This window comes from Micromonospora ferruginea (assembly GCF_013694245.2).
Lineage (GTDB): Bacteria > Actinomycetota > Actinomycetes > Mycobacteriales > Micromonosporaceae > Micromonospora > Micromonospora robiginosa.
The window spans coordinates 2,138,707-2,151,996 of sequence record NZ_CP059322.2; the positions used below are offsets into that span (position 1 = coordinate 2,138,707).

Genomic DNA, 13,290 nt, shown 5'->3' on the forward strand with positions numbered 1-13,290 from the left:
TCTGTGCGTGGTTCAGGCCGTCAGGTCGGGGCTGACGGCCAGGACGTGCTCGGCCACCGGCCGGAAGTTGAGCCGGGCGATCCCGGCGGTGCCGATGTCCGCGCGCGCCGCCCGGGCCGCCTCGGCGGGGATCAGCACCAGCTCGCCGGCCGCCTGGGCGAGCAGTTGCACCTGGCAGCAGCGGTCCATGGCGAGGAACCACCAGGCCGCCTCGGCGACCGAGCCGCCGACCGTGAGCAGGCCGTGGTTGCGCAGCACGACCGCCTTGCCGGCGCCCAGCGTGGCGGCGATCCGGTCGCCCTCCGCCCCGTCGAGCACCACCCCGCCGTACTCGTCGTGGACCTCGTGGTCCTCGAAGAACGCGCAGGCGTCCTGGGTGATCGGCGCGAGCGGCCGGCCCAGCGCGGAGAACGCCCGGCCGTGCACCGAGTGGGTGTGCGCGGCGGCCACCACGTCCGGCCGGGCCTTGTGGATCGCGGAGTGGATGGCGTAGCCGGCCGGGTTGACCCGGCCCGTTCCCTCGACCACCTCGCCGGCGTGGTCCACCCGCAGCAGGTCGTCGTCGCGGACGTGGCGGAAGTGCCGGCCGAACGGGTTGATCCAGAAGGTGTCCGGGTCGATCGGGTCCCGGGCGGTCACGTGCCCGCCGGCGCCCTCGTCGAAGCCGGCCAGCGCGAAGGCGCGCGCGGTGAGCACCAGGTGCCGCCGCCGGTACGCCCGCTCCTGCTCGGGGGTGCGTCGCTCAGCCACAGCCGCCTCCGGTGTCGGTGTCGTACCCGCCGGCGCCGGCCGGCACGGGCTCCGCCGGGCGCACCGGCGCGCCGGCACGGTCGGCGTACGCGGCGAGGAAGTCGTCGACCCGGTCGAAACCCCAGAACCGGTGCGGGCCGATCCGCAGGTAGGGGATGCCGAAGATGTCGTCGTCGTAGGCGCGCATCAGGCAGTCCACCCCGGCGGCGCGGATCGCGTCGTCGTCCACGGCGCCGAGCACCACCTGCGGGTCGACGCCGGCCCGCTCGGCCACCCCGGCCAGGACCTCCGGCGTGCAGACGTCCTCGCCGCGGTGCCAGCGCGCCGCGATCACCTCCCGGTAGAACGCCTCCCCCGCACCCCGTTCCCGGGCCGCGAGGAAACCCAGGTGCGGCAGCTCCCACCACGGGTCGATGTCGATCGGCCAGCGCATCGGCACCTCCAGCCGCCGGGCCAGCCGCTTGGCGTCCTGCAACAGGTAGAGGTGCTTCGGCTTGCTCATCTGCACGTAGTGGAACGCGCCACCGGCCGCGGTCAGCGCCGAACCGGTACGCGGATCCGGGTCCCAGTAGGGGATGAACTCCAGCGCCTCCTGCGGGCGGTGCAGCGCCCGGGTCAGCCGTTCCACCGCCAGCCAGCTGTACGGGCTGCGGAACGAGAAGTACAACCGGGGCGGTCGGGGCGCCATCATCGCCCTCCGCCGGTGAGGGCGGCCACGGTCTGCCGGTCGAGGGTGGCCAGGCTGCCGGCGTCCGGGCCCCGGCTGGCCGCGTACCCGTGCAGGATGGTGGCGGTGGCCACCTGCACCAGCCGGCCGTCGCGCACCACGTGGCAGGTCATCCGGGCGTCGTAGGTGACGTCCTTGAGCACGTCGGTGACCGTGAAGGTGATCCACATCGGCTCCTCGACGCGCGCGTCGCCGCGCACCTCGACGCGGGCCCGGGAGACCACCGGGATCCAGCCCCGCTCGCGCAGCATCCGCCCGACCGACAGGCCCCGGTCGGCGAGGTAGCGGTCCACCACCTCCTCCAGCAGCCGGACGTAGCCGGCGTGCTGCATGCGCTCGGAGTACTGGCAGTAGAAGTAGGGCACCCGCCAGGCCCAGACGAAGCCGGCGCCGCCGGCCCGCAGGGTGGCGGCCGGGTCGGCCCCGGCGGCCGGGCCGGGCTCGCCGGCGCCCGGCTCCTCCAGCAGCCCGGCCAGGTCCGCCGGCAGCGGCGCGGCGGCCGGCGCGTCCGACGCGCGCACCAGCGCGACCCGGACCCGGGCCCGGCAGGCGGTGACCGGCTCGGCCGGGGCCGGGCCACCCGGGCGGGTGATCCGCACCGCGAACCGGCCGCCCGCGCCCGGCGTCGCGGTCACGCTCACCTCGTCGTCGACCTCCAGCACGGCCGGCAGCAGCAGCGAGCAGTCCCGCACCGACAGACCCACGCCGTGCTCCAGGTAGAGCCGGCCCGGGCCGTACCCGCGCTCCCGGAACCACTGCAGGACGCCCTGCTCGACCAGGTACGCGAAGTGCTTGAACCCGATCCAGGTGCGGATGTTGGCGCCCTCGAACCCGGGCCGGGCGGACAGGGTCACGGGCTCGTGCTGGACCGCCGTGGTCACGGCGTACCTCCTCGGATCGCGGGATCGGGGCAGACCTGCTCGACGAAGACCGTGATGTGCCGGGCCACCTCGGCCGCGCGGTCGAGGTGGCAGAAGTGGTGGAAGTCCGGCTCGACGACGATGTCGGCGTCGGGCAACTGGGCGCGCAGGGCGCCCGCGCACGGCCCGTCCAGGCTGGGGTCCCGCCCACCGGTCAGCACCTTCGTCGGCACGGTCACCGCGTGCAGCGGCAGCCCGGCCGTGGCGGTGAAGTGGTCGAACAGCGCGGTGAACCCGACCGGGCCGATCCGGTCGACCATGATGTCGCGCATCGACGCCAGCGTGGCGGCGTCCAGTTCGGCCAGCCGGGAGCCGAGCCGGTTGCGCAGCCCCTCGTCGATGATCTGGACGAAGTTGGCCTGCGCCCGCTCGTGCACCGCCCAGGTGATCGGCAGGTCGGGCGGGCAGTAGAAGGGCGCGATCAGCATCGCGCCGCGCGGCGCCACCGCCGGCTCGGTGGCCAGCATCTCCAGCACCGCGTTCGCGCCGAGCGAGTGGCCGACCACGATGTCGGGCGGCGTGGTCATGGCGTCGACGGTCGCGGCGAGCCACCCGCCGGGGGTGCCCCGCCGCCGCCAGTGGTGGTCGGTGCCGGCCTTCCACGGCAGTTCGGCGGCGAACAGCCGCCAGGTGGCCGGCAGCCGCGCCACCAGGTGCCGCCAGCTCTGCCAGGTGTCGGACATGCCGTGCACCAGCAGCACGGTCGGCGCGCCGGAGTCCGGACCGGCGACCTGGTGCACCGGCGCGGCGGGCGCGGCGCGGGTCATCGGGGCACCGCCCGCACGGTCAGCTCGCGTACGCCGTCGACCGGGTCGCCGCAGCGCACCGCGACGGCCGGCGTGCCGCCGGTCAGCCGGACGGCGAGTGCGGTGTGCACGACCCCGGCGGCGCCGTAGTGGTCACCGCCCAGCCGGGCCTCGTCGACGATCGGACCGTCGCCGGACGCGCCGTCGCGGACCGCCCCGAGCAGCGCCAACGGCCGGCCGGCGGGGTCGCGCGGCGCAGGTGGCCGCTCCGCCGCGTCGGTCGGGCCGCGCGGCGCGGACCGCCGTTCCGGCGTCTCGGCCGGGCCCAGCAGCAGGCAGGCGGCGCCGGCCCGCAGCGGCCGTCCGGGCGTGGCCCCGCGCCGGGCCGCGTGCAGGGCGCGGGCCTGCGGGTCGTCCGGTTCGGTGCCGACCACCACCACCCGGTCGGCGCGGCCGGTGCGCAGCAGCACGCCGGCCAGCCAGATCGCGTCCAGTCCGGCGGTGGCGCCGGAGCAGACGGTGAGGTTGGGGCCGCCGAAGCGGAACCAGATCGCGATCGCCCCGGCGATGACGTTGCTGGAGGCGTTCGGGGCCTCCAGCGGGCCGACCTCGCGGGGCCCGCCGTCGCGCAGCCGCCCGGCGATGTCGCCCACCGTGGCGACGTTGCCCAGGTTGGAGCTGACCACCACGGCGGTACGCGGGTCCGCCGGGCCGGTGCGGCGGGGCGCCTTCGGCGGCAGGCCCAGCGCCCGGTGCACCGCGCACAGCGCGAGCCGGGTGGCCGGCTCCTTGGCCAGCAGGCCCTTGCGGCCGAGCAGCTCGGCGGCCCGCTCCGGTGGCCAGCCCGGCCCGTCGGCGGCGGCGTCGTCCGGCGCGGTGACCCCGCCAGGAGCGGGGCGCGCGCCCCGCGTGCCGAGATCCGGTGCGGGCAGGCCGGTGCCGACCAGCAGGGTCGGCACGTCGAGCCCCGGCACGTTCAGCGCGGCGCTCAGCACCGCGGCCACCGGCCGGAAACCGGTCGTCGCCGGGGACGGCACGGCGTGGACGGTCGTCACGACGCCTCCAGGAGGGTGACCGCGTTGAGGCCGCCGAAGCCGAACGCGTCGACCTGGGCGACACGCGGTCGCGCCACCACCGCCCGGTCCCGCACGAGTCGCAGCCCCGCCGCCTCGGGTGTGGGCCGGCGCAGCCCGATCACCGGGGGAACCCGGCCGGTGCGCAGCGCCTCGATCGCGACGGCGACGCTGAGCAGCGCCGACCCGCCGGAGGTGTGGCCCACCGCGCCCTTGAGCGCGGTCACCAGCGGTCCGGGCGCGCAGCCGGCGAAGACCTCGGCGAGCACCCCGGCCTCGGTCTCGTCGTTGAGCGCGGTGCCGGTGCCGTGCGCCAGCACCAGGTCGACCTGCTCGGGCCGGCGGTCGGCCCGGCGGTGGGCGTCGCATACCGCCCGGAGGATGCCGTCGCGGTCGGGCGCCGTCTCATGCCCGGCGTCGCAGGACAGCCCGGTGCCCAGCAGCCGGGCCAGGCCCGTGCCCGGCCGGTCCGCCTCGACGACCAGCACCACCGCGCCGTCGCCGAGCAGCACCCCGGCGCGGTCGGCGTCGAACGGCCGCACCCGATCGGTCGGGCTGGCCGCCACCCGCCCGATCATGGCCAGCATCGACGCGGTGCTGGCGTCGGTGCCGCCGACCAGCACCGCGTCCGCCTCGCCGGTCTCCACCAGGTCCTGGGCGAGCGCGAGGGCGTGCCCGCCGGCGCTGCACGCGTTGGCCAGCGTGACCACCCGGCCGACGCCCGGCGCCGCGTCGGTGACGGCCGGGCCGAAGTGCAGGCGCTCGGCGGGAAAGTCCACCGTGCCGCCCAGCGCGGCGCGTTCCACCTCGGCCGACTCGCGCAGCCCGGTGCCGACCAGGCTGACCACCCGGCGGCGGCGAGGATCGACACCGGCGGCGGCCAGCGCCTCGGTGACGCAGTCGGCGAGCCAGCGGCCGGGCCCGAACGGCCGGTCGTCGGCGATCGGGTAGCCGTGCTCCACCCCGACGCGGCGCGGGTCCACCCGTCGCAGCGGCGCGACGCCGCAGTCGCCGCGCAGCAGCGCGTCCCAGGTGGCCGGCCCGTCGCCGAAGCAGGTGCGGACCGCGCTAGCGGTGATCGTCGCCGCCACCGGCCCACCCCCTCACCACGGCCGCGGCCACCCCGCCGTCGCGGGAGCGGCCGGTGACCAGCGCCGGACGGCCGGCGGACGCCGGCTCCTCGGCGTACCGGGCCAACAGCGCGCCGAACGCCAGCGCGCCGGCCGCGGCCTGGCAGTCGCCCAGTGCCGGGCGCACCGGCAGCCGTTCCGCCGTGGCGGGCACGGCGTCCCGCAGGCCGTCGCCGTCGTCGCCGGCCAGCGCCCAGACGTCGGCCGCCCGGACGCCGGCCGTGGCCAGTGCCCGGCGGGCGCAGCCGGCCAGCCCGGCGTCGGCGTCGTCGGGCGCGAAACCGGTGGCCACCGAGAGCACCTCGGCGCGGGCGCCGGTCGCCTCGGCGCCGCGCCGACGCAGCAGGTAGACGGCCGACGCCTCGCCGGCCGGTCCGGCGTCGGTCAGCCGGGCCGCCCAGGCGGTGTTCGGCGTGTACTCCTCCACGCCGCCGACCAGCAGGGCGTCGGCGTAGCCGCGCCGGATGGCGTTGAGCGCGTAGCGCAGCGCGTACAGGAAGGCCAGCGGGCCGCCGGCCACGGTGGCGTTGACGCCGCGCAGGCCGTGGCGGATGGCCGCCTGACCGGCGGCGCAGTTCATCACCGTGTTGGGGAACAGCACCGGGTTGACCAGGTACGGCTTCTCCTGCACCAGCGTCTCGCGGGAGAAGTCCATGGTCGACTTCAGGCTGCCGGTGGTGGTGCCCAGCACCACCCCGATGCGGTGCCGGTTGTCGTCGTCGGGGGTCAGTTCCCCGTCGGCGAGCGCCCGCCCGCAGGCCACCATCGCCAACGCGGTGGCCCGGTCCAGGAAGCTGGTGCCCTTGCGCCCGAGCAGGCCCCGTACGTCGAAGTCGGCGATCGCCGGCGCCTCGACCTCCGGCAGCGGCTCGGCGAACCGGTCCCGCACGTCGGCGCGCACCGCCGCGCCGGCGCGGATCGCGGTGAGCACGTCGGCGACGGAGTCCCCGGCGGCGGAGACGACACCGCAGCCGGTCACCACCCCGCTCACCGGATCGCCCCGAAGATCGTGATGGCGTTGTTGCCGCCGAAGGCGAACCCGTTGTTCTGCGCCACCCGGACGGTGGCCGGCCGGGCCACGTTGGGCACCGGGTCGATCCACGGCAGCTCCGGGTCCGGGTTCGCCCAGTTGATCGTCGGGGGCAGGAACCCGTGCCGGATGGCGAGGGTGGTGGCGATCGCGCCGAAGCCGCTGGCCGCGCCCATGGTGTGCCCGAGCATCGACTTGATCGAGCTGACCGGCGGCACCCGGTCGCCGAAGACCGCCCGGATCGCCCGGGCCTCGCACAGGTCGTTCGCCGGGGTGCCGGTGCCGTGGGTGCTGACGTAGTCGACGTCCACCGGCTTGATCCCGGCGTTGTCCAGGGCCAGCCGCATGCAGGCGGCGATGCTGTCCTCGTTCGGCGCGACCATGTGGTGGGCGTCGCAGTTCAGGCCGTGGCCGAGCACCTCGGCGTAGATCCGCGCGCCCCGGGCGACGGCGTGGTCCAGCGTCTCCAGCACCAGCGCCGCGCCACCCTCGCCGGTGAGGATGCCGGAGCGGTCCCGGTCGAACGGGCGGCACTGCCGCTCGGTCAGCGCGCCCAGGCGGAAGAAGCCGGCGTGCGCCCACCGGCACACCGAGTCCGCCCCGCCGGCCACCATCACGTCCGCCTCGCCGGTGTGCAGCAGGTCGTAGGCGTAGCCGATGGCGTAGTTGCTGGCCGAGCAGGCGGTGGTGAGCGTGACCGACTCACCGGCCAGGCCCAGCTCGGCGCTGACCGCGTAGGCCAGCCGCTCGGCGGGCGCCTGGCGCAGCGAGTCCACCGACATGCTCGGGTAGCCGCCGGCGACGAGGTCCGCGACGAGTTGCTCCACCACCGTCGACTCGCCGCTGGTGGTGCCGATGACCGCGCCCGCGCGTCCCGGGTCGGCCAGCGGCAGCGGCAGCCCCGCGTCGGTCGCGGCCAGCCGGGCGGCGGCCGCGGCGAGCAGCGCCGACCGGCCCCACTGCTCGACCCGGACCCGTCGCAGCACCTCCGCCGGCCGGAACGCGGGCACCTCGCCGGCGTACCGGTGCGGGAAGCCGGACGCGTCGAAGCTGGTGATGGGCGCGGCGGCGGAGCGCCCCCGACGCAGCCCGTCGGTGAACTCGTCGACGCCGATGCCGATGCCCGACACCGGGCCGAGCCCGGTGACGACTACCCGGTGCACGCCTCAGTCCTGCCAGCCGGCGTACCGCGCCACCACCTCGTGCACGGCCTTGAGGCTGCGCATCTCGTTCAGCTCGGCCTGCGGGATCTCCACCTTGTACCTCTTCTCGATCCGGGCCAGGATCTCGATCGCCCGCAGCGAGTCCGCCTCGTACTCCTCGACGAAGTCGGCCGTGTCGGCGACCTCCTCGGGCTCCATCTCGAGCACCTCGGCGACGATCTCCCGCAGTTGCTCCAGGTGCTGGTCGCGTTCACTCATCGCGGTTCCTCTCTCTCAGTCTCGCGGCTCGGCGACGGCGTCGACCGGTCGGACGACGGCCATCATGGAGTCGAACTCGGCCACCCGCCGCTCCCCGACCCAACTGGATCCGGAGGCGAACGCGGCGCCGTCGACGACCTGGTCCAGCCGGACCCGGTGGTGGACCACGTCACCCGGGTGCACCGGGTGCAGCAGCACCACGTCGCGGGCCGCGGTGAACATCGGCAGCCCCGCCGTGCCCGACCGGCGGGACAGCAGCCAGAGCACCGCCGCCCCCTGGCCGAACGACTCGATCAGCAGCGACGCCGGGTAGGCGTACCGGTCGGCGGGCTGGTCCTCGGCGATGCCCCGGTAGCAGGGCTCGCAGCCGCTCACCGCCTTGACGCCGGTGAGGCTCTCGCCGGGCTCGACGTCCTCGACCCGGTCGAGCAGCAGCATCGGGTAGCGGTGCGGCAGCAGGGCGCGCAGCGCGGCGTGGTCCAGTCTCATCGGCCGTCGTCCCCGTCGGTCGGCCAGCGGAACACGGCGCGCACGGTCGCGGTCCGCACCCCGTCGCCGCGTACGCACCGGGCGGTGACCTCGAAGGACTGGTCCTGCGCGACCGGGCCGACGGACGCCTCCACGGTCAGCGTGTCGCCGGCCAGCAGCGGGGCGAGGAACCGGGCCGAGTGCAGCCGGTGCAGCTCCGGCGGGCGGCCGGCGCAGTGGCCGACCGCCGCGCTGACCGCCTGCCGCAGGGTCTCCAGGGTGAACACCCCCGGATAGACGGTCAGCTCGGGGAAGTGCCCGGTCAGGTAGAGGTCGTCCGGGTCGACGGTCGTCTCGGCGCGCAGGGTGATCCCGCCGCGCGGGCCGGCGGCGACCTGGACCGACGCGACGGCCGGCAGCGGCGCGGCCGCCTCGGCGTACGTCTGGGCGGGGGTGCGGTCCGGGGCGAAGGCGGGTACGACGGCGGTCACAGCACGATCCCCCCGTCCACCCGCACGACCTGGCCGGTGACGTACGCGGCCCGGTCCGACAGCAGGAACTCGACCAGCTCGGCGACGTCCTCCGGGGTGCCGAAGCGGCGCAGCGGGATCTGCGTCAACGCCTGCGCGCGCTGCTTCTCCGTCAACGCCGCAGTCATGTCGGTCTCCACGAAGCCCGGCGCGACCACATTGACCCGGATGCCGTACCCGGCGACCTCCTTGGCCAGCGAGCGGCTGAGCCCGATGATGCCGGCCTTGCTGGCCGCGTAGTTGGTCTGCCCGGCGTTGCCGGTGACCCCGGCGACCGAGGAGAGGTTGACCACGGCCCCGCGGCGGCGCTTGAGGAACCGGAACGCGACCGCGCGGCAGGTGTTCCAGGTGCCGGTCAGGTTGGTGTCGACGACGTCGTGCCAGTCCTCCGGGCCCATCAGCACCATCGGCCGGTCCCGGGTGATGCCGGCGTTGTTGACCAGCGCGGTCAGCGGGCCGAGGCGTTTCTCGGCGGTGGCGACGAAGTCGTCGACCGCCGCCCGGTCGGTGACGTCGCAGGGGGCGAACCAGCTCGGCACCCCGTACGCCTCGACCTCCGCGCGGGTCTTCTCGGCGGCCTCGCCGGCGGTGCTGAAGCACCCCGCGACCGCGTAGCCCTCGGCCGCCAGCCGCAGCGCGACCGCCCGCCCGATGCCCCGTGACGCGCCGGTCACCAGCGCGCAGCGCGGCGTCTCACCCGCCGTGTCCATGCCACCTCCGGTCATCCGATCGCCCGTTCCGCCCGCAGCCGCGCCCGGGTGGCCGCGTCCACCTTCAGCTCGTCGAGGATCTGTTCGGTGTCGGCGCCCGGTTCGGGGGCGCCGGCGCGCACCGCCGTCGGCGTGCGGGAGAACTTCACCGCCGGCCCGGTCAGCGGCGCGGTGCTGCCGTTGGCCAGCACGGTCTCCTGCACCATCGCCCGGGCCCGCACCTGCGGGTCGGCGGCCGCGTCGGCGAAGGTGCGGACCCGCTCGGCGGTGATCCCGGCGTCGTCGAGCACGGCGACCACGTCGGCGCAGGTCCGTTCGGCGCACCAGCCGGCGAGAACGGCGTTGACCTCGGCGCGGTTGTCCCGGCGCTCCTCGTTGGTGGCGTATCCGGGCGCCCGGGCCAGCTCGGGCCGGCCGACCACCTCGGCGAGGCGCCGCCAGGAGCGGTCCAGCGCGACGGCGACGTAGACGTGCCCGTCGGCGCAGCGGAAACAGCCGGCCGGCACCACGAAGTCGGCCTGGTCGCCCCAGCGGCGCAGCGGCACCCCGGTCGCGCCGAGGGTCAGGTAGCCGTTGCTGGAGAACAGCAACGCGTCCAGCATGCTCACGTCGACGTGCTGGCCCTCGCCGGTGCGGTCGCGGTGGCGCAGCGCGGCGAGCGCGCCGATCACCGCGTGCAGGCCGGCGATGTCGTCGGCGAGGAAGGTGGGCGCCTTGAGCGGGGCGCCGTCGGGTTCGCCGTTGAGCGACATCCACCCGGCGGCGGCCTGGGTGGTCGGGTCGTAGCCGGGCCGGGCGGCGTCCGGGCCGTACTGGCCGTAGCCGGAGATGGAGACCAGCACCACGTCGGGGCGAACCTCGCGGCAGGCCCGGTAGCCGACGCCCCAGGCGTCCAGGGTGCCGGGCTTGTAGTTCTCCACCACGACGTCGGCGGTGGCGACGAGCCGCAGGAACACCTCGGCCGCGCCGGGGCGCCGCAGGTCCAGCCCGATGCTGCGCTTGTTGCGGTGCACGCTCTGCCGGAACCAGGACAGCCCGGTGCCCGGGATGTGCGGCGGCATGAGCCCTTCCCGGTTGCCGGGCATCTCCACCCGCAGCACGTCGGCGCCGAGGTCGGCCAGCACGCAACTGGCGACCGGGCCGGACCAGACCTTCGTCACGTCGAGCACGCGGACGCCGTGCAGCGGACCGGGCAGGTCGGCGCGCGCGTCGGCGTAGAACGCGGCGGCGTCGGTGGGAGCGCTCGTGTCGGTGTCCATGCCGTTCACTCCCGTACCAGCAGCGAGGCGGTGCCCAGCGAGCCGCCGCAGCACATGGTGACCAGCGCGCTGTGCCGGTCGCGGCGCTCCAGCTCGTGCAGCGCGGTGACCAGCAGCCGGGTGCCGCTGCTGCCCAGCGGGTGCCCGAGCGAGATGGCGCCGCCGTTGACGTTGACCCGGTCCAGGTCGGCGTCGTGGTGCGCGGCCCAGGACAGCACGACCGACGCGAACGCCTCGTTGACCTCGACCAGGTCGACGTCGGCGAGGCTCATCCCGGCGCGTTTGAGCAGCTTTCGGGTCGCCACGACGGGCCCGTCGAGCAGGTAGTAGGGGTCCGCGCCGGTGACCACCTGGTGGGCCAGCCGGGCCCGGGGCCGCAGCCCGAGGGCGGTGGCGCGCTCCCGTGACATCCACAGGATCGCCGACGCGCCGTCGGAGATCTGCGAGATGGTGGCGGCGGTGTGCCGGCCGTCGGGGACCACCGGGCGCAGCGCGGCCAGGCCCTCGGCGGTGCTCTCGCGGATGCCCTCGTCGGTGGTGACGAGCGTGCCGTCGGGCAGCGGCACCGCGCTGGTCTCCCGGTCGAAGCGGCCCTCGTCGCGGGCGCGGGCGGCGAGGCGCTGCGAGCGCAGGCCGTAGGCGTCCAGGTCCGCGCGGGTCAGCCCCTGCCGGGTGGCGATGCGTTCGGCACCGCCGAACTGCGCGCGCGGCGGATCGTCGTACGGGTAGTCGGGCGTCTTGTAGTGGCCGGGCCCCTGGTAGAGGTTGGTCCCGACCGGGACCCGGCTCATCGACTCCACGCCGCAGGCGATGCCGACGTCGATCGCGCCGGCCGTGACCAGCGCGGCGATCAGGTGGTTGGCCTGCTGCGCGGAGCCGCAGGAGGTGTCCACCGTGCTCGCCGCGACCTCGAAGTCGAGGCCGCTGTTGAGCCACGCGTTGCGGGTGACGTTGAGGCTCTGCTCGCCGACCTGGGTGACGCAGCCGCCGATGATCTGGTCGACGTCGCCGGGTTCCACCCCGGCGCGGCGCAGCACCTCGACCTGCACGTGCCGCAGCAGTTCCACGGCCTTCAGGCCGGACAGCGCCCCGTCGCGCCGGCCGATCGGGGTGCGGACCGCCTCGACGATCACCGCCTCCGGCATCGTCCCCCCTTTCTCGGCTGTCGGCGTGTGGTGGTGGCTGTCTCAGGCGGGCACGAGCCGCACCCGCAGCTCCTCCAGCCCGCGGAAGGTGCTGCTGTGCCGCCACTCCAGGTCGATCTCGTCGATGTCCGGGTCGGCCAGCTCGACCACCGCGAACCGGTCCACCAGGCGGCGGAACGCGATCTGGCCCTCGGCGCGGGCGAGCTGGGCGCCGAGGCAGTGGTGCGGGCCCCAGGCGAACGACAGCGGCGTCTCCGGGGGTTCGGCGCCGGCGAAGCGGGCGATGTCGAGGGTGTCCGGGTCGGCGTAGCGGGCCGGGTCCCGGTTGGCCGCGCCGATCAGGGTGATCACGTGTTCGCCGGCGCGCAGCGGGGTGCCGTCGAGGAACGCGGTGTCCTCGACCGCGGCCCGGCCCAGCACGTGCACCGGGGAGTCGTAGCGCAGCAGCTCCTCGATCGCCGAGCGGGTCAGGTCCGGCTCGGCGCGCAGGCGGTCGAGCTGGTCGGGGTTGCGGCACAGGGCGTGGGTGCCGAGACCGATCAGGTCGGTCATGGTCTGGAACCCGGCGCCGAAGAGCAGCACGATGACCTGGATCAGCTCGTCGAGGCCGAGCCGGTCGCCGTCGATCTCGACCTGCCCCAGCGCGGAGGCGAGGTCGTCGCGGGGGTTCTCGCGGCGCTTGCGGACCAGGTCGGTGAAGTATTCCTCCATCTCACCGAGCGCCTGGTCGGATGCCTTGAGCACCTCCTCCGGGGCGAAGATCTCCAGGCCGGCGGAGGCGGCGCGGGTGAGCCGGCGCAGCAGCGGCCAGTCCTCCGGCGGCACGCCGACCAGCTCGCCGATCACCATCACCGGCAGCGGGAAGCCGAACGAGCCGACGATGTCGACCTCGCCGCCGGTCGGGCCGACCTCACGGGCGACGTCGTCGAGCAGCCCGTCGACGAAGCCGGCGAGCCGGGGGCGCAGGGTCTCCACCCGCCGGGGGGTGAACACCCGGCTGACCAGCCCGCGCAGCCGGGTGTGCTCCGGCCCGTCGAGGAAGAGCAGCGTACGGGCGCCCTGCCGGCCACGGGAGTCACCCATGCGGGGACGTTGCGCCGACTTGTCCAGCGCCGGGTTGCGCAGTTGGGCGCGGCACTCGTCGTATCCGGTGAGCACCCAGCCGATGCCCTGGCCGGGCTGCTCCATCCGGTACTTCGACGCCGCGGCACGTAGCGCGTGGTAGTGCGGGTAGGGGCTGCTGACGGTGGCCGGGGCCTTCATCAGCAACTCCATCGCGATGATCTGGGGATCAGCGCTCGCCACGGTCTCGGTCATGACACCGGAGCCTAATCGCGTTTCCCGTATCTCGGAAGCACTTGTTTCTCGTATCTTTGGTTGC

At 75.4% G+C, this 13,290-nt stretch carries 15 protein-coding genes; all 15 read right to left on the minus strand.

What is annotated here, in order from left to right; genetic code table 11:
• Positions 1–12 precede the first annotated feature (12 nt).
• Genes H1D33_RS09510 through H1D33_RS09580 form a run of 15 tightly spaced genes read right to left on the minus strand, consistent with a single transcriptional unit; the run spans position 13 to position 13,226 of the window.
• Positions 13–750 carry a class II aldolase/adducin family protein gene (locus tag H1D33_RS09510; protein WP_181568421.1) on the minus strand — a complete coding sequence of 246 codons (738 nt, stop codon included), beginning with the start codon at positions 748–750 and terminating at the stop codon, positions 13–15.
• Entirely contained in the window at positions 743–1,438 is a 696-nt protein-coding gene (locus H1D33_RS09515; protein WP_181568420.1) for a 2-hydroxychromene-2-carboxylate isomerase, read from the minus strand. Before H1D33_RS09515 ends, H1D33_RS09510 begins: the two co-directional genes overlap by 8 nt.
• Entirely contained in the window at positions 1,438–2,358 is a 921-nt protein-coding gene (locus H1D33_RS09520; RefSeq protein WP_181568419.1) for a thioesterase family protein, read from the minus strand. Before H1D33_RS09520 ends, H1D33_RS09515 begins: the two co-directional genes overlap by 1 nt.
• On the minus strand, positions 2,355–3,164 hold the full coding sequence (locus H1D33_RS09525; protein ID WP_181568418.1) for an alpha/beta fold hydrolase: 810 nt from the start codon (positions 3,162–3,164) through the stop codon (positions 2,355–2,357). Before H1D33_RS09525 ends, H1D33_RS09520 begins: the two co-directional genes overlap by 4 nt.
• Positions 3,161–4,198: a beta-ketoacyl synthase N-terminal-like domain-containing protein gene (locus tag H1D33_RS09530; RefSeq protein WP_246411495.1), complete on the minus strand. Its 1,038-nt coding sequence runs from the start codon at positions 4,196–4,198 to the stop codon at positions 3,161–3,163. The genes H1D33_RS09525 and H1D33_RS09530 overlap by 4 nt, the downstream gene beginning before the upstream one ends.
• The gene (locus H1D33_RS09535; protein WP_181568417.1) at positions 4,195–5,307 is read right to left on the minus strand and encodes a beta-ketoacyl synthase N-terminal-like domain-containing protein; all 1,113 of its coding nucleotides are present in this window, start codon (positions 5,305–5,307) and stop codon (positions 4,195–4,197) included. Before H1D33_RS09535 ends, H1D33_RS09530 begins: the two co-directional genes overlap by 4 nt.
• Positions 5,285–6,337, minus strand: a complete 1,053-nt coding sequence (locus tag H1D33_RS09540; protein WP_181568416.1) for a beta-ketoacyl synthase N-terminal-like domain-containing protein — start codon at positions 6,335–6,337, stop codon at positions 5,285–5,287. The genes H1D33_RS09535 and H1D33_RS09540 overlap by 23 nt, the downstream gene beginning before the upstream one ends.
• Positions 6,334–7,539, minus strand: coding sequence for a beta-ketoacyl-[acyl-carrier-protein] synthase family protein (locus H1D33_RS09545; protein WP_181568415.1), 1,206 nt, complete (start codon positions 7,537–7,539; stop codon positions 6,334–6,336). Before H1D33_RS09545 ends, H1D33_RS09540 begins: the two co-directional genes overlap by 4 nt.
• Before the next feature lie 3 nt (positions 7,540–7,542).
• The gene (locus tag H1D33_RS09550) at positions 7,543–7,797 is read right to left on the minus strand and encodes an acyl carrier protein (RefSeq protein ID WP_181568414.1); all 255 of its coding nucleotides are present in this window, start codon (positions 7,795–7,797) and stop codon (positions 7,543–7,545) included.
• A gap of 15 nt (positions 7,798–7,812) precedes the next feature.
• Positions 7,813–8,286 (minus strand): 3-hydroxyacyl-ACP dehydratase FabZ family protein, encoded by a 474-nt coding sequence (locus tag H1D33_RS09555; RefSeq protein ID WP_181568413.1) that lies wholly within the window; start codon positions 8,284–8,286, stop codon positions 7,813–7,815.
• Positions 8,283–8,756 carry a 3-hydroxyacyl-ACP dehydratase FabZ family protein gene (locus H1D33_RS09560; protein WP_181568412.1) on the minus strand — a complete coding sequence of 158 codons (474 nt, stop codon included), beginning with the start codon at positions 8,754–8,756 and terminating at the stop codon, positions 8,283–8,285. Before H1D33_RS09560 ends, H1D33_RS09555 begins: the two co-directional genes overlap by 4 nt.
• Complete coding sequence (gene fabG, locus H1D33_RS09565) at positions 8,753–9,505, minus strand: 3-oxoacyl-[acyl-carrier-protein] reductase (RefSeq protein ID WP_181568411.1); 753 nt, start codon at positions 9,503–9,505, stop codon at positions 8,753–8,755. Before fabG ends, H1D33_RS09560 begins: the two co-directional genes overlap by 4 nt.
• Positions 9,506–9,516: 11 nt before the next feature.
• Positions 9,517–10,764, minus strand: coding sequence for a CaiB/BaiF CoA transferase family protein (locus H1D33_RS09570; protein ID WP_181568410.1), 1,248 nt, complete (start codon positions 10,762–10,764; stop codon positions 9,517–9,519).
• Positions 10,765–10,769: 5 nt separating this feature from the next.
• Complete coding sequence (locus H1D33_RS09575; RefSeq protein WP_181568409.1) at positions 10,770–11,909, minus strand: steroid 3-ketoacyl-CoA thiolase; 1,140 nt, start codon at positions 11,907–11,909, stop codon at positions 10,770–10,772.
• A 42-nt stretch (positions 11,910–11,951) separates the two neighbouring features.
• Entirely contained in the window at positions 11,952–13,226 is a 1,275-nt protein-coding gene (locus H1D33_RS09580) for a cytochrome P450 (RefSeq protein WP_181568408.1), read from the minus strand.
• Between the last annotated feature and the right edge of the window lie 64 nt (positions 13,227–13,290).

What these genes read in the sequence shown, in the direction of transcription:
- H1D33_RS09580 (WP_181568408.1), bottom strand. Translation starts at nt 13,226, where the DNA reads ATGACCGAGACCGTGGCGAGCGCTGATCCCCAGATCATCGCGATGGAG.
- H1D33_RS09550 (WP_181568414.1), bottom strand. Translation starts at nt 7,797, where the DNA reads ATGAGTGAACGCGACCAGCACCTGGAGCAACTGCGGGAGATCGTCGCC.
- H1D33_RS09575 (WP_181568409.1), bottom strand. Translation starts at nt 11,909, where the DNA reads ATGCCGGAGGCGGTGATCGTCGAGGCGGTCCGCACCCCGATCGGCCGG.
- fabG (WP_181568411.1), bottom strand. Translation starts at nt 9,505, where the DNA reads ATGGACACGGCGGGTGAGACGCCGCGCTGCGCGCTGGTGACCGGCGCG.
- H1D33_RS09525 (WP_181568418.1), bottom strand. Translation starts at nt 3,164, where the DNA reads ATGACCCGCGCCGCGCCCGCCGCGCCGGTGCACCAGGTCGCCGGTCCG.
- H1D33_RS09555 (WP_181568413.1), bottom strand. Translation starts at nt 8,286, where the DNA reads ATGAGACTGGACCACGCCGCGCTGCGCGCCCTGCTGCCGCACCGCTAC.
- H1D33_RS09515 (WP_181568420.1), bottom strand. Translation starts at nt 1,438, where the DNA reads ATGGCGCCCCGACCGCCCCGGTTGTACTTCTCGTTCCGCAGCCCGTAC.
- H1D33_RS09570 (WP_181568410.1), bottom strand. Translation starts at nt 10,764, where the DNA reads ATGGACACCGACACGAGCGCTCCCACCGACGCCGCCGCGTTCTACGCC.